Consider the following 16,286-nt stretch of genomic DNA (forward strand, 5'->3'; position numbering starts at 1 on the left):
AAACCGCCGGAGGACTGATCCTCCGGCGGCTCCCGTCACGTCGTCGATTTGACAGGGGGGCTGAAATTAATCGACGACGCGATAGCGGCCGTACTGGTCGGGGCAGGTGCGGACATAGCGGGTGTCCGTGCGACCGTCCGGCAGACGGATGCGGCTTTCCGCCAAGCGGCATCGGTCGGAGTTCTGATAGGAATCGATCGGGCGCGAGCGGTAATCATCGTACCGGTCGTCGGCGTAGTCGTCGCGGCGGTCGTCGTAGCGATAGCCGTTATCGCCCGTATAGCGATCGTCGTAATAGCCGTAACTCGGCTGGCTGTAGCCGCCGCCGTAATAGCCGTTGGAGGCGTAGCCGGCCTGATAGCTGCGGCAGGCGTCCGAGCTGGAGCGGCCGACTTGCGAGCCGATGACGGCGCCCACGACCCCGCCCAGAATACTGCCTTCGGTGCGGCGTCCGCGCGCGGCCAGCTGAGAGCCGATGACGGCGCCCGCGCCGCCGCCGATCACGGCGCCGGCGCCGGTGCGTCCTTCTCGCTCGCGGGCGCAGGGATCGTAGGTCTGCCGACCATAGCGGCCGTAGTCATAGGCGGGGGCGTAGGCGCCGGTTCCGTAGTTGCGGCTGTAGCTGTAGGCTTGAGCCGAGGCGGAGACCGGGGCGGCCAAGGCGCCGATCGTAAGGGCCGCAACTGCGGCGAGTGACGTGTTGGAAAGGCGCATCTTCAACCCCTTATGGTCGGACGTTCAGTGACGGGCGCTGAACGGCTGGACCGGCTGTCTGTTGCATGCAGGTTTAGGACCGCGAAGCTGAACGGCTTTTGAGCGGGCTGTTCATCTTCGTTCATGTTTCGTGGGCCTATCGCGCTCAGCGCTGCTTGAGGCGGTGGCTTGGCGCGGGGGAGCGTCGGGGCTAGAAGCCCGGCGATGCAGACCTTTACCATCAGCCGCGTCGGCGGCCAGGGCGACGGCGTCGCCGAGACGCCGCAGGGGCCGGTCTTCGCGGGCCTAACCCTGCCTGGGGAGATGGTGCGGGGGGAAGTCGTCGACGGGCGGCTGGAGCAGGTCGAGATCGTGACCCCCAGCCCAGACCGGATCGCGCCGGTGTCGCCCCAGTACGGCGACTGCGGCGGTTGCTCGCTGCAACACTGGGCGGACAGACCCTATCTGGAGTGGAAGCGCGAACAGGTGCGGCTGGCCCTGGCGCGCGAGAAGATCGAGACCGAGCTCGAGGCGACGGTGGCGAGTCCCACCGGAACGCGCCGTCGGGTGGCTCTGCACGCGCGCCGAACCCAGGACGGCCGGGTGGTGCTGGGCTTCAAGGCGCGGCGGTCGTGGCGGCTGGTCGAGGTGCGGGAATGCCCGGTGGCCGATTCCCGGATCATCCGCGCCATCCCGGCCCTGACCGAGGTGGCGGCGGCCTTTCTGGAGCATCCCAAGTCGGCGCCGACCCTGCACGTGACCTCGACCCTGTCTGGGCTCGACGTGGATGTGACGGGGGTCGAGCGGCGCTCGGGCGGAGGGCTGTCGGCCGACGCCCAGATGCGGGCCATAGAGGCGGCGCGGCGGGTCGATCTGGCGCGGCTGAGCCTCGCGGGCGACGCCTTGATGATGGCGCGTCAACCCTTGATCGGCTTCGGCCCCGCCACCGTGCCCCTGCCGGCGGGGGGCTTTCTGCAGGCCGTGCCCCAGGCCGAGGCGGCCATGGTTGAGCGGGCTGTGGCGGCGGTGAAGGGGGCCAAGAAGATCGCCGACCTGTTCTGCGGCGCCGGGACCTTCACCTTCCCGCTGGCGACGGTGGCGCCGGTGATCGCGGCCGATGCGTCCAAGGCGGGGATCGCGGCCCTGAAGGCGGGCGTAGGCTCGGCCAAGGGGATGAAGCCGATCACGGCCGAGGCGCGCGACCTGTTCCGACGGCCCCTGACCCCCTATGACCTGAAAGGGTGCGAGGCCATCGTGTTCGACCCGCCGCGCGCCGGGGCCATCGACCAGACGGCCCAGATCGCCGGGACCAAGGCCGGGGTGGTGGTCGGGGTGTCGTGCAATCCCCAGACCTTTGCGCGGGACGCGCGAGTGCTGATCGACGCCGGGTTCCGGCTGGAGCGGGTCACGCCGGTGGACCAGTTCCTCTGGTCGGCCCATGTCGAACTTGTCGGTGTTTTCAAGCGGTAGGCCCATGGATGATGAACTGCGCGCGGGGCCGGAGGACGACGGGGGCGGGTTCGACGTCGACGATTGGGGCCGGCTGACGCCCTTCGTCGGGGCGGTGGCGACCCTGGACGACGTTCAGGCGCGACGGGCCGTCTTCGCCCTGGGCGACACCGATGATCCGCGCCCGATCGTCATGGACCTGCCCCAGCCGGTGATCTGGTGGGAGGAGGACGGCGAACAGGCGGCCGTCGCCATCCAGGCCGAGAGCCATCTGGGGCCGGACGGCGAGGAGATGGAGATCCTGGGCCTCATCCTGCCGGACGGGGAGGGGGCGGTGGCCCTGATGGAGGACGTCGATCTGGTCGACGACACGGACCCCACCTGGCGCGACCTGGTCACGCGGGCGATTGATCCGTCGGTCGCCGACTAAGGCCTGTCCAAAAAAATTAGTGCACTTTAGTGCACATTTTGGCGGGAGCTCCCTGACGGGCTGGATTGTCAAAAACCTGTTCACGAGCTTACCACACAGATGAAAAGCGCCGGGTTCGGGGCGGTTTGACGCCCTCAACGGGCTGAAAATGCGAGTGTCTTTCGTCAAGATTACGAGCATCACCCAGGAGCGGCATGATTTAGCCGAACAGCTCCAACTGCGGCCGGGCGTCGGCGGGGATGCGGAACTGGGTTTCGTCGAGCGGTCGCAGCGGCGCATCCAGGCCGTAGCGTTTGACGGCGGCCTTGAAGCGGGCGCCGATCAGTTCGGCGACGGGACCGGTTCCCTTCATCCGCATCCGCTGGGACCAGTCGGCGTCATAGTCCTTGCCTCCGCGCGTCTGGCGGATCAGGGACATGACGCGGGCGGCGCGATCGGGGCGGGCGTCGGCCAGCCATTCGCGAAACAGATCCTTGATCTCCAGCGGCAGGCGCAGGGTGACATACATGGCCCGGGTCGCTCCGGCCTTGGCCGCCGCCTCGAGCACCGACTCCAGCTCGTGGTCGTTCAGGCCGGGAATGACCGGGGCGAAGCCGACCCCGACGGGACAGCCCGCGTCGGCGAGACGACGGATCGCCTCCAGCCGTTTGGCCGGGGTTGAGGCGCGGGGCTCCATGGCGCGGGCCAAGCCCCGGTCCAGGGTGGTGATGGAGACGAAGGCCGAGGCCAGGCCGGCCTGGCCCATGGGCCCTAGAATATCGGCGTCGCGCGCAATCAGCACCGACTTGGTGATGATGCTGAAGGGGTGGTTGAAACGCCGCATGACCTCCAGGATCGAGCGGGTCGATTTCAGCTCGCGCTCGACCGGCTGATAGGGGTCGGTATTGCCGCCTATGTGGATGCGTTTGCACCGGTATCGGGGGGTGAGGAAGGCCTGTTCCAGCAGACGTGCGCCCTCGGGCTTGAAGAAGATCCGGCTCTCGAAATCCAGGCCCGGGGATAGGCCCATCCAGGCATGGGACGGACGGGCGTAGCAGTAGATACAGCCATGTTCGCAACCTTTGTACGGGTTGATGGAGCGGTCGAAACCGATGTCGGGACTGTCGTTCCGGGCGATGATGGTGCGGGCGTGTTCGGGCGTGAGGGTGGTGCGCAACGGCGCGGCCTGGGCGTCGTCGTTCGTCCAGCCGTCGTCGAACGACTCACGCTGCTCGGGCTCGTAACGGCCTGTCGCATTCGAACGCGCGCCTCTTCCCTTGGCGGTTTGCATGAAAGGGAAGGTGGATCAAAAATGAGAACAGAGCAAGAACATTTGTTCTCCATCGTCGAGGCGGACCACTGACAACCAGGACCAAACGATACAGTGTCTGTTGCGAAATCAGCCGCTGCGGGTGTAGAGGGCTGTCTTGCTTCCTCGCACGGCGATGGCCGAGGCGGCGGGAGCTGCTTGCGTCCTGATCCGGAGAGCCCGATGGCCGCCCGCCGCTATTCCGCCGTCGCCGTCGCCCTGCACTGGGTGATCGCGCTCTGCATCCTGTCCATGATCCCGATGGGGTGGTGGATGACCGCCGCTATCGAACAGCCGGGGAGCCAGGCCGCAGCCTACCGCCTGTTCCAGCTCCACAAGTCGATCGGCTTTCTGATTCTGGCCCTGACCCTGGTGCGGATCGTCTGGCGGCTGACGCATCGGCCGCCGGCCCTGCCCGCGGGGATGAAGCGGTGGGAGGCCTTCGCCGCCCATGCGACCCATGCGGCCTTCTACGCCCTGATGCTGGGTCTGCCGCTGACGGGGTGGCTGTATGTCTCGGCCGGCTGGGCTGTGTCGCAGGACCGGGCGCTGGAGGTGGCGACCCGCTGGTTCGGCCTGTTTCCCGTCCCGCACCTGCCGGGGGTGGCCGAACTGGCGACGGAGGCGCGACGGGCTGTGGCCTTTTCGGCCATGGGCGCGCACGCCGCCATGGCCTGGGGCGCGGTCGTCCTCGTGATCCTGCACGTCGGGGCGGCGCTGAAACACCAGTTCCTCGACCGCGACGGCGTCCTGGCGCGCATGGTTCCAAGTCTGAGGCAGGGCGGAGAGGATTCCGAGGAAGGCGTGGAGCCGGACGCGCGCGCGGCCTGGGCGGAACGCGGTCTCGGCCTGGCCCTGATCCTCGTCGTGGCGACGGCCGGGGCGATAGCCGCGCAGCCTGCCCCCAGGACTGAACCGACGCCTCGACCTGAAATCGCGCCCGTTCCGGCGCCCGAGCCCGACATCCCGGCCGAACCGACGGACGTCCAGGCGGCGGAGGTCGAAGTCGCCGAACCGGCTGCGGCGGCGGAGGCGTCGCAAAAGGCCGTCGACTGGACCATAGACCGCGAGGCCTCCGAGATCGCCTTCGCCGGGAGCCAGTCGGGCGCCGCCTTCAACGGCCGGTTCGAACGCTGGAGCGGCCAGATCCGGTTCGACCCTGCCGATCTGGCGGGGTCGAAGGCGGTGATCACCGTCCAGACCGGCTCGGCGCGGACGGGGGATTCGACGCAGGAGGCTTCGATCCAGGGGGCTGAATGGTTCGACGTCGGCCAATATCCGACCGCCCGGTTCGAGACGACGGGCTTCCGGTCGCTCGGCGGGGATCGATACCAGGCCACGGGCCGCTTGCGGATCAAGACGACCAGTCTGCGAGTTGTCCTGCCCTTCACCTATCGTGAGGCCGGCGGCGTCGCGACGGTGGAGGGTCGGCTACAACTGGACCGGACCGCGTTGAACCTGGGCCTGGAATCCGACGCGACCGGCGACTGGGTCTCTAAGATGGTCGACGTCCGGATCAAGGTCAGAGCGCGGCGGGCCGAATAGGCGCCGACTTGCCCTGACGGAAGTCTGGCCTTAGGGGTCCGCGCTCTTGATCAATGATTCAGGGAGCGGTCGATGACCCTCGCACTTCTGTTTCCGGGACAGGGCAGCCAGGCCGTCGGCATGGGCGCGCAACTGGCCGACGCCTTCGCCTCCGCCCGCGACGTCTTCGCCGAGGTGGACGAGGCCCTGGGCCAGAAGCTGTCGGTGCTGATGCGCGAAGGCCCCGAGGATCAGCTGACCCTGACCGAGAACGCCCAGCCGGCCCTGATGGCGGTGTCGGTCGCGGTCATCCGGGCGCTGAAGGTCGAGTTTGATTTCGACGTGGCCAAGGCGGCCTATGTGGCCGGTCACTCTCTGGGCGAATATTCGGCCCTGGCGGCGGCCGGGGCGATCTCGCTGTCGGATACGGCGCGGCTGCTGAAACTGCGCGGCCAGGCCATGCAGCGGGCGGTTCCGGTCGGGCAGGGGGCGATGGCTTCGCTGATCGGGCCCAAGACCGATCTGGCCCTGGCCGAGGCCGCAGCGGCGGCCGGCGCTGAAGTCGGCGTCTGCGTGGTCGCCAATGACAACAACGCCGGCAACATCGTCATCTCGGGCGAGAAGGCGGCTGTGGACCGGGCCATCGAAAAGGCCAAGGAACTGGGGGCGCGGGCGATTCCGCTGAACGTCTCGGCGCCCTTCCACTGCCCGCTGATGCAGCCGGCGGCGGACGAGATGGCGACGGCCCTGGCCTCGGCGACCATTCTGGCGCCGGCGGTTCCCGTGGTGGCCAATGTGCTGGCGCGGCCGGAGAGCGATCCTGAAGTCATCCGCCGGCTGTTGGTCGAGCAGGTGACCGGCCGGGTGCGCTGGCGCGAGAGCATGGAGTGGATGGCGAGCGAAGGGGGTGTGACCCGCTTCGTGGAGGTCGGTTCCGGCAAGGTGCTGACCGGCATGGCCAAGCGGATCGCGCCCGACGCCGAGAGTCTGCCTCTGAATACGCCGGAAGAGCTGGAAGCCTTTGCGAGGGGAGTGACGAGTGGCGAGTGACGAGTGGCGAGACTTTCGCCGCCCGACTTTGCTTTTCCTCGTCACTCGCCACTAATCACTCGCCACTTCGGAGAGACATAAATGTTCAATCTTGCAGGCAAGACCGCGCTGGTGACTGGCGCGACGGGCGGGATCGGCGGCGCGGTGGCGCGGGCGCTGCACGCCCAGGGCGCGACCGTGGTGCTGTCGGGCACACGCGAGGCGGTGCTGGCGGATCTGGCCAAAGAACTGGGCGAGCGGGCGCATTTCGCGACGGCGAACCTGTCGGACCCCGACTCGGTCGACAATCTGGTGAACGCGGCCGAGACGGCGGCGGGCTCAGCCCTGGACATCCTGGTGGCCAACGCCGGCATCACCAAGGACGGCCTCCTGATGCGGATGAAGGACGAAGATTTCCAGTCGGTCATCCAGATCAATCTGGAGAGCTATTTCCGCCTGACCCGCGCGGCGGTGAAGGGGATGATGAAGCGCCGGTCGGGCCGGATCATCGGCGTGACCTCGGTCGTGGGCGTCACCGGCAATCCGGGCCAGACCAACTATTCGGCGTCGAAGGCCGGGATGATCGGCTTTTCCAAGTCGCTGGCGCAGGAGGTCGGATCGCGCGGGATCACAGTCAATTGCATCGCGCCGGGATTCATCGCCTCGCCCATGACCGACGTGCTGAACGACCAGCAACGCGAGACCATTCTGGGCCGGATTCCGGCGGGCCGGCTGGGCACGGGCCACGAGATCGCGGCCGCCGCCGTCTATCTGTCGTCTGACGAAGCCGCATATGTGACGGGCCAGACCCTGCATGTGAACGGCGGCATGGCGATGATCTGATCGTCATCACGACACGCAACAGACTATTTCCCGCCCGAAAGCCTGTGCTAAAGGGCAGGAACGCATCGGCGGTTCAGGCTTTCGGGCTTGCATCGTCGTCGCTGCCGTGAGACGGCGATTTCTGAAGCTACCCCCGCCTCTACGGCGATTTTAAACAGGCAGAGAGACACTCATGTCCGACACCCTCGAGCGCGTTCGCAAGATCGTCATCGACCACCTGGACGCCGATCCGGACAAGGTCACGGAAAAGGCCAGCTTCATCGACGACCTGGGCGCCGACTCGCTCGACAACGTCGAGCTGGTGATGGCCTTCGAAGAAGAGTTCGACATCGAGATCCCGGATGACGCCGCCGAGCACATCCAGACGGTCGGCGATGCGGTCAAGTTCATCGACGAAAAGTCGGCGGGCTGATCCAGCCCCGACTGGCGGCCGACAGGCTGACAGATCACAGGGCCGCCCGGCGCTCCTAGCGGAGACGCCCGGCGGCCTTTACTGTTTCTGACCCTCGCGAATCCGCAGTGATTCCCCGGGACAGGATTGGAGTTGAAGGAGCACGCACCATGCGCCGCGTCGTCGTTACGGGCATCGGTCTGCTGACCCCCCTGGGCTGGGGCGTCGACAAGAGCTGGAAGGGCATCGTCGAGGGACGGTCGGGCATCGGTCCGATCACGGCCTTCGACACCGAGGGCTATGGCTGCACCATCGCCGGCGAAGTGCCGAGCGTCGACGGGCGCGGCGGCGGCGGCGAAGGCGACTTCGACCCCGAGAAAATCATGTCCGCCAAGGACCGAAAGCGCGTCGACGACTTCATCCTGTACGCCATAGCGGCGGCGGACGAGGCCCTGCACGATGCAGGCTGGAAGCCCGAGACGGACGAGGACAAGGAGCGGACCGGGGTCATGGTCGGCTCCGGCATCGGCGGCCTGGGCCCCATTGCCGATACGGCCATCGTCTTGAAAGAGCAGGGGCCGCGCCGCGTCAGCCCCTTCTTCATCCCCAGCGCCCTGATCAATCTGGCCGGAGGGCAGATTTCGATCCGGCACGGGCTGAAGGGGCCGAATCATGCGGCGGTGACCGCCTGCGCCACCGGCGCCCACGCCATCGGCGATGCGGCGCGCATGATCGCCCTGGACGACGCGGACATCATGGTGGCGGGCGGGGCGGAAAGCTCGATCGTGCCGATCGGCATCGCCGGCTTCCTAGCCTGCAAGGCGCTTTGCACCGCCTATAACGATACGCCGGAGAAGGCTTCGCGTCCCTATGACCGGGGCCATGCCGGCTTCGTCATGGGCGAGGGCGCAGGGATCCTGGTGCTGGAGGAGTACGAACACGCCAAGGCGCGCGGCGCCAGGATCTACGCCGAGATCGTCGGCTACGGCATGAGCGGCGACGCCTATCACATCACCGCCCCGTCCGAAGACGGCGAGGGCGGGGCGCGCGCCATGAAGGCGGCGCTGAAGCGCGCCGGGCTGCAGCCGTCGGACCTTGACTATGTCAACGCCCACGGCACCTCGACCATGGCCGACTGGATCGAGCTGAAGGCCATCGAGGGCCTGGTCGGCGACCATGCGAAGAACCTGGCCGTCAGCTCGACAAAGTCGATGACGGGCCACCTGCTGGGCGCGGCCGGCGCCATCGAAGCGGCCTTCTGCGTCCTGGCCATCCGTGACCAGGTCGCGCCGCCGACGATCAATCTGGACGACCCGGAGATGGAGACCCCGATCGACCTGGTGCCGAACAAGGCCAAGCCGATGAAGATCGACGTCGCCATGTCCAACAGTTTCGGCTTCGGGGGCACCAACGCCTCGGTGATCTTCAAGAAGGTCGACTGACATGTTCGGACGGGGGCGGGGTGACAGGCGTGTGGAGAAGCGGTCGGGGTTGACGGTCAGTCTGCTGACCGCCTCAGCGACCTTCAGCCTGTTCCTGATCGCCGCCCTCGCCGTCGTCTGGGGCGTCTATTACGGGCCAGGACCGGGCGCACGGCAGGGGGATCGAACGGTCGTGACCCTGGCCAGCGGCTCGGGCGTCTCCGCCATCGCCGCCCAGTTGAAGGCGGCGGGGGTGATCCGTTCGACCGACCTGTTCAAGGCGGCGGCCACCTTCACCGGTGCGGACCGCAAGCTGCGGGCCGGGGAATATGAGGTGCCGTCGGGGACCTCGCTGGCCGGAGTGCTGAACCTGCTGGTCGAGGGGCGGGTGGTGCGCCATTTCGTGACCCTGCCGGAAGGCTGGTCCTCGGCCCAGGCGGTGGACATCCTGGCCAAGGAGCCGGTGTTGACCGGAACCGTCGAGACGACGCCCGAGGAAGGCAGTCTGTGGCCCGACACCTATGAGGTGTCACGCGGCGACACCCGCCAGTCGGTGATCGATCGGATGCAGCGGGCGGCGAAGGAAAATCTGCGGCTGCTGTGGGCGCAGCGGGGACCGGGCACAGTGGCCCGCAACCCGGAAGAGGCGGTGATCCTGGCCTCCATCGTCGAGAAGGAGACTGGGCTGGCGGCCGAGCGGCCTCGCGTGGCGGCGGTCTTCTCCAACCGACTGCGGCAGGGGATGCGGCTGGAGAGCGATCCGACCATCGTTTACGGCCTGACCCAGGGGCGGCCGCTGGGGCGCGGCATCCGCCGGTCAGAGCTGCAGCGTCAGACGCCCTGGAACACCTATCAGATCGACGGCCTGCCGCCGACGCCCATCGCCAATCCCGGCAAGGAGGCGCTGGAGGCCGTGCTGAACCCGCCGGCGGATCCGGCCCTGTTCTTCGTCGCCGACGGATCAGGCGGCCACGTCTTCGCCATCACCTATGAAGAGCATCTGCGCAATGTGGCGCGCTGGCGTCAGATTGAGCGACAGAAGGCCGGCCTGCCGCCCGAGACGCAGGCGCCGGTCGCGCCTGAGGCCAGCCCTGCGCCCATGACCGATCCGAACGCGGAGGGCGGACAGGCCACCCTCACCCTGCCTGCCGGCGCGACCCAGGGTCTGAGATGAGCCTGATTTCTGGAATGACGGGCTTTGGCCGGGCCGAGGGCGCCGGTGAGGGCTGGACCTGGGCGGTCGAGGTGCGGTCGGTCAATGGGCGCAATCTGGAGGTTCGGTATCGAGGGCCGAACGGATTCGACACCTTGGAGAGGGCTGCGAAGACAGCCGCCCAGGCGCGATTCGTCCGCGGACAGATCTCCGTCGGCGTACAGGCCAAACGAACGGAGGGGGCGGAGGCGGCCGTTACGATCAATGCGCCCTTGCTGGCCCGCTATTTGACCCTGGCCAATGAGTTGGCCGAGGACGGGGCGACGCCGCCGTCCGCCGACGGCCTCCTGGCCCTGCGCGGCGTCATAGAGGCGCCGGAGGAGGTGGAGGATCCGCAGGCGCGCGCCGCGCTGGAGGTCGAGATGGCGCGAACAGTCGAGGCCGCCCTGGACGCCTTGAAGGGCGCGCGAAACGCCGAAGGCGCCCAGCTGGCGCCGCTACTGGCGGACTTCATCGCCCGGATCGAAGGTCTGGTCGCTTCGGCCGAAGGCGAGGCTCAAGCCCAGGTCGCCACCATCCGCGACCGGTTCAGCCGCCGTATGGCCGAACTGGCGCCGGATGCGCCGGGCCTGGAAGAGCGAATCTTTCTGGAAGCTGCGTCGCTGGCGGCCAAGGCCGACGTGCGCGAGGAGCTGGACCGGCTGTCGGCCCATGTCGCTGCGGCGCGCCAGCTGATGACCGCGCCGCCGGCCGGACGGAAACTGGACTTCCTGCTGCAGGAATTCATGCGCGAGGCCAACACCCTCTGCTCGAAATCGGCTACGACGGCGCTCACTGGAATCGGCCTCGAGCTGAAGGCCGTCATCGAACAGTTGCGTGAACAGGTTCAGAATGTCGAATGAACGCTCGCCCCGCCGGGGCGTCCTCCTCATCGTCGCCAGCCCGTCGGGCGCCGGCAAGACGTCGCTGTGCCGTCGGTTGATGGCGGACCACGGGGGGCTGGAACTGTCGGTGTCGATGACGACGCGGGGCATCCGTCCCGGCGAGGTCGACGGTCGCGACTATAATTTCGTGGATCGCGAGCGGTTCCAGAAGCTGATCGACGCCGACGCCTTCCTGGAATGGGCCGATGTCCACGGCAATCTGTACGGCAGCCCGCGCGGGCCGGTCGATCGGGCCCTGGCTGAGGGACGTGACGTCCTGTTCGACATCGACTGGCAGGGCGCGCGCGACGTAGCCGAGAAATGCCCGGAGGACGCGGTGCGGGTCTTCATCCTGCCGCCCAGCCTGGAAGAGCTGCGCCGACGACTGGTCACCCGGTCGCAGGATTCGGACGATGTCATTGAGCGCCGCGTCGCCAACGCCAAGGGTGAGATCGAACACTGCGACGCCTTCGACTATGTGATCGTCAACGAGGATTTTGACCGGTCCTACGCCGAGCTGGCGCACATCTATCACGCCGAGCGATCGCGCCGGTTCCGCAATCTGTGGGTGGGGGATTACAAGGCCGCCCTGCTACGCGAGCCTGTCTGACGAACAACGACACCGCGGCTGGCGGGAGGGGGGGAGAGGCCGCCGCAGTGTCGTCTTCGGCTGTGAAGCGGCGACGACATCGCGCCGGCGGGGGCGTCCTACGCGATGTCGTCCTATGCGCTACGCAACTGCACTCCTTTTCCCACAAGGCAGGTTCCAGAGGGTAAATATCGGCCTAGGGGCGATTGCTTAGGTACGACCCACCATGGGCCTGCCGCCTTTCGCGGATCGGCTCAGCCTGGATTTCGAGCGGCGAACCAAGGCGTGATTCGTTCCAACGCGGCCTTGATCTCCCCTGTCGAGACCGCGAAGCTGAAGCGGATGTAGCGTCGACCATCGACGGGGTCGAAATCCACGCCCGGCGCGGTGGCCACGCCGGTATCGCGCAGCAGTTGTTCGCAGAAGGCCACGCTGTCGTCCGTCAGGTGGCCGATGTCGGCCCAGATGTAGAAGGCGCCGTCAGGCGGCGCGATCTTCCTCAATCCAAGCGCCGGCAGGGCCGCCAGCATCAGCTCGCGGTTGCGGGCGTAGGTCTGGATATGGCCCTCAAGCTCGCCGATCGCGTCCATGGCGACCAGGCCCGCGTGCTGGCTGAGGCTGGGCGGGGTCAGGAACATGTTCCCGATATAGGCGCGAGCGGCCTCGATCAGGGCCTCGGGGACCAGCAGCCAGCCCAACCGCCAGCCGGCCATGCTCCAGTATTTGGAGAAGCTGTTGATCACCAGGGCGTCCGGCGCGAACTGCAGCATCGACGGGGTCGGGCCCGCGTAGGACAGGCCGTGGTAGATCTCGTCCGAAAGGATGGCGATGTTTCGCGCGCGGCAGACCTCGGCGATGGCGGCGAGTTCGGCCTCCGGGATGATGGTCCCGGTCGGATTGGCCGGGCTGGCGATGATGACGCCGGCCGGAGCGGGATCGAGCGCCTCCAGCTGGGCGGCGGTCAGCTGGAACCGGGTCTCGGGACCGCAGGCGATCTCCACCGGCTCCAGATGCAGGGCGCGCAGGCTGTTGCGATAGGCGACATAGCCGGGACGGGCCAGGGCGATGCGGTCGCCCGGCTTGAACCGGACGCTGAGCGCCAGGACCAGGGCGGGCGAGGCCCCGCAGGTCAGCAGGATGTTGGCGGGATCGACCGTCACGCCGTACCGATCCTGGTACAGGTGAGCAATGCGGGCGCGCAGGTCGGGGCTTTCCCAATAGCCCATGGCGTCGGCGTCCAGCACCTGATGTGCGCGGGCGACGGCGGCAGCGGGCGCGCCGGTCGAGGGCTGGCCGAACTCCATATGGATGATCGACCGGCCTTCGGACTTCAACTGGTGCGCCAGACGGCTGACGGTGATGGCGCGGAAGGGTTCGACGGTCATGCCAGGGCGTCCGCCAGCCGCAGGAAGCCGGCGACGTCGACGGTCTCGGCGCGGGCGTCGGGTTCGATGCCGGCGGCCTCGCAAAGGGCGGCGCCGCCGAGCTGTTTGAGGCTGGAGCGCAGCATCTTGCGGCGCTGGCCGAAGGCGGCGGCGGTGACGCGTTCAAGCTTCTTAAGGCGTTCGGGCGAAGGACGCTCGTCCAGCGGAATCAGATGGACCACGGCCGAGGCCACCTTGGGCGGCGGGGTGAAGGCGGCGGCGGGCAGGTGCATGACGATGCGCGCCGTGCAGACGGCCTGGGAAATGACCGCCAAACGGCCGTAGGCGTCTTCGCCCGGACCAGCGGCCACACGCTCGGCCACCTCCTTCTGGAACATCAGGGTGAGGCTGTGGGGCAACCAGGGACCGGTCAGCCATTTGATCAGCAGGGCGGTGCCGACATTGTAGGGCAGGTTGGAGACCAGGTGGGCGGGGCCGGAGACCAGGTCCGCCTCCTTCACCTTCAGGGCGTCGGCCTCGACGATGGTCAGCCGGCCCGAGCCGTCGTCCAGTTCGGTCAGCAGGGGAATGAAGCGCGGATCCTTTTCGACGAGGACCACGGGGCCTGCGTCGGAGTCCAGCAGGGCGCGGGTCAGGCCGCCGGGGCCGGGGCCGACCTCGATCACGGCGCGCCCGTCGAACGGACCGGCCAGGCGGACGATCTTGCGCGTGACATTGAGGTCCAGCAGGAAATGCTGGCCGAAGCTCTTTTTCGCCGACAGGCCGTGGGCGTCGAGGGTTTCGCGGAGGGAAGGAAGGTCGGTCACACGCCCTGTTAGCGCGCGGCGCGGGCCGCCGCCATCTCCGATGCCAGACGAACGGCGGCGATCAGGCTGTCGGGGCGCGCAATCCCCTTGCCGGCGATGTCGAAACCTGTGCCGTGGTCCGGCGAGGTGCGGATGACGGGCAGGCCCAGGGACACGTTCACGCCGCCCCAGAAGTCCAGAGTCTTGACCGGGATCAGGGCCTGGTCGTGGTACATGCAGATGGCGGCGTCATAGGTCGCGCGGGCGTCGTCGTGGAACAGCGTGTCGGCGGGTCTGGGGTCGGTGATGTCGATCCCTTCGCCGCGCAGCTGTTCGGCGACGGGGATCAGGGTCTCGATCTCCTGCAGCCCCAGGGCGCCGCCTTCGCCCGCGTGGGGGTTCAAGGCGGCCATGGCTAGGCGCGGGCGGGCGATGGCGAAGTCGCGCTTCAGGCTTTCGTGGACGACGCGGGCGGTGCGGGCGACCCGCTCGGCCGTGACCAGTTCCGGAACCTGGTCCAGAGCGACGTGGATGGTGACCAGACAGGCCCGCAGGTCCCGGGCGGTCAGCATCATCACCGGACCACGCGTCCCCGCATAGGGCGCGTCGGCGGTCAGTTCGGCGATGAACTCGGTATGGCCAGGGAAGCGGAAGCCCGAGGCGTACATAGGCGCCTTGGCGATGGGGGCTGTGACCAGACCCGAGGCTTCGCCCGACAAGGCGAAGCTGACAGCCTCTTCGATGCCGTCGGCGACCGAGGGCGCATTGACCGGGTCGGGAAGGCCGACTGTCACCGGCGCAGGCAGGGCGCGGTGAATGACCGGGAGGGCCCGCTCGAAATGCTGGGCGGCCTCGCCGGGCGTGAAGACGTCGGCGACGGCGATCCCTTGCGCCTCAAGCAGGGCGGCGTCGCCGATTACGGCGAACGGCAGCATGTCGGCCGAACGCGCCCGCCAGGCGGCGGCCACGATCTCCGGCCCGACGCCGGCGGGTTCGCCCAGCGTCAGGACCAGAGGCCGGGTCATTTGAACTCGATCAGGGCGTCGTTGCGCAGATCGCGGATATAGCGACGCTCCAGCACCGCCAGGTTCTGGCCGCGCAGCCGGTTCTCGACCTGCTGACGATTAGGGGCCTCAGGGCCCCCGACGCGCCTGCCGCAGACGGCGACCAGATGAAGACCGAGCGGCGTGCGGATCGGGGTCGAGACCGAGCCGATCTCGCCGGTGCGGGCGAACTGCTGGAACTGGGGCGCCAGATTGGCCACGTCCGATTCGCCCAGGTCGGCGCCGATCACGCCCTGGGTCGCACGCGCCTGGGACAGGATGTTGTCGCAGTTCAGTCCCTGGCGCAGGCCTTCCAAAGTCCGGGTGGCCGCTGCGAGCTCGGCCTCGGACGCCGATTCCGGCAGTTCGACCATCATCTGTTTCAACGAAACCAGGCTGGTCGCCGCGCCGTCACGCTTGTCTCGCATATAGATGATGTACACGCCGCCATCGACCGGGACGGGGTTCGACAGCTGGCCGGGCTGGAGCTGGTCGAAGATGGTCTGAAGGGCCGGCTGCACCGTGCCCTTGACCACCCAGCCTGCGTCGCCGGGGACGCGGGCCGAGGCGGACGGGGCGGAGGAGAACTGTTGGGCGACCGCCTGGAAGGGCGCGCCCTGAATGATCTGCTGCACCAGCTGGCGGGCGCCGTTCATCGCAGCCTCTTGGCCGCCGACCCGCGCCGCTTCGATGTAGATTTCACCGATCAGATACTGGGGCTGGGCCGCCGCCTCGTTCAGGCGGCGCAGCTCCTGCTCGACTTGAAGCGTGCTGGGTCGGGCGCGGCTGTTGAAGCGGCCGGGCACCAGCTGGCTCCAGCCGATCTCCGTGCGCAGGTTTTCGCGGAAGGCGCTGGGCTGAATGCCGCCCTGCTGGAGAAACTCCATATAGGCGGCCGGCGTGACGCCGGCCTGGCGCGCCATCTGGGCGATTTCCTCGTCGATCTCCTGGTCGGTGACCTTCAAGGTCTCGAACTTGGTGATTTCCTGGGCCTTCAGCCGTTCTTCGATCAGTCGGTTCAGCGCCGCCTGCTGGATCGCCGGCAGATTCTGTTCCGTCGGCTGAACCTGGGACGAGGCGATCAGCATCAGCATCTGCTGGCGCAGATCATAGCCGGTGATGATCTTGTCATTAACCGTAGCGACAATGCCGTCGGCCAGTTCGAACTGAGGCGCGGCGCGGGCCGCAACCGGTCCGTCTCCGGCCGCCGGGTTGGGCGCGCCTGCGGCCGTCGGCTGCTGGGCGGCCGGAGCGGGCGCCGTCTGACCATAGGCCGAACCGGCGAGGAGGAGCGCCGCGAGCGCAGCCCCCGTCGAATAACGCATCAAACCCATTGGTCG

General features: G+C 67.9%; 16 protein-coding genes. 10 read left to right on the top strand and 6 right to left on the bottom strand.

Going from position 1 to position 16,286, the window contains the following annotated elements:
* Positions 1-66: 66 nt before the first annotated feature.
* On the bottom strand, positions 67-714 hold the full coding sequence (locus GGQ93_RS04770) for a YMGG-like glycine zipper-containing protein (protein ID WP_183215448.1): 648 nt from the start codon (positions 712-714) through the stop codon (positions 67-69).
* Between the two features lie 204 nt (positions 715-918).
* Between GGQ93_RS04770 and GGQ93_RS04775 the strand changes: the two genes are divergently transcribed.
* Positions 919-2,163, top strand: a complete 1,245-nt coding sequence (locus tag GGQ93_RS04775) for a class I SAM-dependent RNA methyltransferase (protein WP_183215450.1) — start codon at positions 919-921, stop codon at positions 2,161-2,163.
* A 4-nt stretch (positions 2,164-2,167) separates the two neighbouring features.
* Complete coding sequence (locus tag GGQ93_RS04780; protein ID WP_183215452.1) at positions 2,168-2,572, top strand: hypothetical protein; 405 nt, start codon at positions 2,168-2,170, stop codon at positions 2,570-2,572.
* Positions 2,573-2,771: 199 nt separating this feature from the next.
* Here GGQ93_RS04780 and GGQ93_RS04785 read toward each other — a convergent pair whose 3' ends face one another.
* Positions 2,772-3,842, bottom strand: coding sequence for a PA0069 family radical SAM protein (locus tag GGQ93_RS04785; protein ID WP_183215454.1), 1,071 nt, complete (start codon positions 3,840-3,842; stop codon positions 2,772-2,774).
* A gap of 201 nt (positions 3,843-4,043) precedes the next feature.
* Between GGQ93_RS04785 and GGQ93_RS04790 the strand changes: the two genes are divergently transcribed.
* From GGQ93_RS04790 to gmk, 8 genes are all read left to right on the top strand, one after another.
* Positions 4,044-5,405: a cytochrome b/b6 domain-containing protein gene (locus tag GGQ93_RS04790; RefSeq protein ID WP_183215456.1), complete on the top strand. Its 1,362-nt coding sequence runs from the start codon at positions 4,044-4,046 to the stop codon at positions 5,403-5,405.
* Between the two features lie 72 nt (positions 5,406-5,477).
* A complete protein-coding gene (fabD, locus tag GGQ93_RS04795) occupies positions 5,478-6,434 on the top strand; it encodes an ACP S-malonyltransferase (protein WP_183215458.1) in 957 nt (318 codons plus the stop codon).
* A gap of 81 nt (positions 6,435-6,515) precedes the next feature.
* A complete protein-coding gene (gene fabG, locus GGQ93_RS04800) occupies positions 6,516-7,256 on the top strand; it encodes a 3-oxoacyl-[acyl-carrier-protein] reductase (protein WP_183215460.1) in 741 nt (246 codons plus the stop codon).
* A gap of 172 nt (positions 7,257-7,428) precedes the next feature.
* Positions 7,429-7,668 carry an acyl carrier protein gene (locus GGQ93_RS04805; protein WP_008264317.1) on the top strand — a complete coding sequence of 80 codons (240 nt, stop codon included), beginning with the start codon at positions 7,429-7,431 and terminating at the stop codon, positions 7,666-7,668.
* Between the two features lie 149 nt (positions 7,669-7,817).
* Positions 7,818-9,089 (top strand): beta-ketoacyl-ACP synthase II, encoded by a 1,272-nt coding sequence (gene fabF / locus GGQ93_RS04810; RefSeq protein ID WP_183215462.1) that lies wholly within the window; start codon positions 7,818-7,820, stop codon positions 9,087-9,089.
* A gap of 1 nt (position 9,090) precedes the next feature.
* Positions 9,091-10,242, top strand: a complete 1,152-nt coding sequence (mltG, locus tag GGQ93_RS04815; protein ID WP_054765818.1) for an endolytic transglycosylase MltG — start codon at positions 9,091-9,093, stop codon at positions 10,240-10,242.
* On the top strand, positions 10,239-11,123 hold the full coding sequence (locus GGQ93_RS04820) for a YicC/YloC family endoribonuclease (protein ID WP_183215464.1): 885 nt from the start codon (positions 10,239-10,241) through the stop codon (positions 11,121-11,123). Before mltG ends, GGQ93_RS04820 begins: the two co-directional genes overlap by 4 nt.
* A complete protein-coding gene (gene gmk / locus GGQ93_RS04825; RefSeq protein WP_152950293.1) occupies positions 11,113-11,754 on the top strand; it encodes a guanylate kinase in 642 nt (213 codons plus the stop codon). The genes GGQ93_RS04820 and gmk overlap by 11 nt, the downstream gene beginning before the upstream one ends.
* 233 nt (positions 11,755-11,987) lie before the next feature.
* Here gmk and GGQ93_RS04830 read toward each other — a convergent pair whose 3' ends face one another.
* Genes GGQ93_RS04830 through GGQ93_RS04845 form a run of 4 tightly spaced genes read right to left on the bottom strand, consistent with a single transcriptional unit; the run spans position 11,988 to position 16,280 of the window.
* Positions 11,988-13,118, bottom strand: a complete 1,131-nt coding sequence (locus GGQ93_RS04830; protein WP_183215466.1) for a pyridoxal phosphate-dependent aminotransferase — start codon at positions 13,116-13,118, stop codon at positions 11,988-11,990.
* A complete protein-coding gene (gene rsmA / locus GGQ93_RS04835; protein ID WP_183215468.1) occupies positions 13,115-13,924 on the bottom strand; it encodes a 16S rRNA (adenine(1518)-N(6)/adenine(1519)-N(6))-dimethyltransferase RsmA in 810 nt (269 codons plus the stop codon). The genes GGQ93_RS04830 and rsmA overlap by 4 nt, the downstream gene beginning before the upstream one ends.
* An 8-nt stretch (positions 13,925-13,932) precedes the next feature.
* A complete protein-coding gene (gene pdxA / locus GGQ93_RS04840; RefSeq protein WP_183215470.1) occupies positions 13,933-14,928 on the bottom strand; it encodes a 4-hydroxythreonine-4-phosphate dehydrogenase PdxA in 996 nt (331 codons plus the stop codon).
* Positions 14,925-16,280 carry a peptidylprolyl isomerase gene (locus GGQ93_RS04845; protein WP_224760935.1) on the bottom strand — a complete coding sequence of 452 codons (1,356 nt, stop codon included), beginning with the start codon at positions 16,278-16,280 and terminating at the stop codon, positions 14,925-14,927. Before GGQ93_RS04845 ends, pdxA begins: the two co-directional genes overlap by 4 nt.
* Positions 16,281-16,286: the final 6 nt, after the last annotated feature.

Source organism: Brevundimonas aurantiaca, assembly GCF_014199955.1.
In the GTDB taxonomy this organism is placed as follows: Bacteria; Pseudomonadota; Alphaproteobacteria; order Caulobacterales; family Caulobacteraceae; genus Brevundimonas; species Brevundimonas aurantiaca.

What these genes read in the sequence shown, in the direction of transcription:
- GGQ93_RS04785 (WP_183215454.1), bottom strand. Translation starts at nt 3,842, where the DNA reads ATGCAAACCGCCAAGGGAAGAGGCGCGCGTTCGAATGCGACAGGCCGT.
- mltG (WP_054765818.1), top strand. Translation starts at nt 9,091, where the DNA reads ATGTTCGGACGGGGGCGGGGTGACAGGCGTGTGGAGAAGCGGTCGGGG.
- GGQ93_RS04830 (WP_183215466.1), bottom strand. Translation starts at nt 13,118, where the DNA reads ATGACCGTCGAACCCTTCCGCGCCATCACCGTCAGCCGTCTGGCGCAC.
- GGQ93_RS04820 (WP_183215464.1), top strand. Translation starts at nt 10,239, where the DNA reads ATGAGCCTGATTTCTGGAATGACGGGCTTTGGCCGGGCCGAGGGCGCC.
- fabF (WP_183215462.1), top strand. Translation starts at nt 7,818, where the DNA reads ATGCGCCGCGTCGTCGTTACGGGCATCGGTCTGCTGACCCCCCTGGGC.
- GGQ93_RS04805 (WP_008264317.1), top strand. Translation starts at nt 7,429, where the DNA reads ATGTCCGACACCCTCGAGCGCGTTCGCAAGATCGTCATCGACCACCTG.
- fabD (WP_183215458.1), top strand. Translation starts at nt 5,478, where the DNA reads ATGACCCTCGCACTTCTGTTTCCGGGACAGGGCAGCCAGGCCGTCGGC.
- pdxA (WP_183215470.1), bottom strand. Translation starts at nt 14,928, where the DNA reads ATGACCCGGCCTCTGGTCCTGACGCTGGGCGAACCCGCCGGCGTCGGG.
- fabG (WP_183215460.1), top strand. Translation starts at nt 6,516, where the DNA reads ATGTTCAATCTTGCAGGCAAGACCGCGCTGGTGACTGGCGCGACGGGC.
- GGQ93_RS04845 (WP_224760935.1), bottom strand. Translation starts at nt 16,280, where the DNA reads ATGGGTTTGATGCGTTATTCGACGGGGGCTGCGCTCGCGGCGCTCCTC.
- GGQ93_RS04770 (WP_183215448.1), bottom strand. Translation starts at nt 714, where the DNA reads ATGCGCCTTTCCAACACGTCACTCGCCGCAGTTGCGGCCCTTACGATC.
- GGQ93_RS04780 (WP_183215452.1), top strand. Translation starts at nt 2,168, where the DNA reads ATGGATGATGAACTGCGCGCGGGGCCGGAGGACGACGGGGGCGGGTTC.
- gmk (WP_152950293.1), top strand. Translation starts at nt 11,113, where the DNA reads ATGTCGAATGAACGCTCGCCCCGCCGGGGCGTCCTCCTCATCGTCGCC.
- GGQ93_RS04775 (WP_183215450.1), top strand. Translation starts at nt 919, where the DNA reads ATGCAGACCTTTACCATCAGCCGCGTCGGCGGCCAGGGCGACGGCGTC.
- GGQ93_RS04790 (WP_183215456.1), top strand. Translation starts at nt 4,044, where the DNA reads ATGGCCGCCCGCCGCTATTCCGCCGTCGCCGTCGCCCTGCACTGGGTG.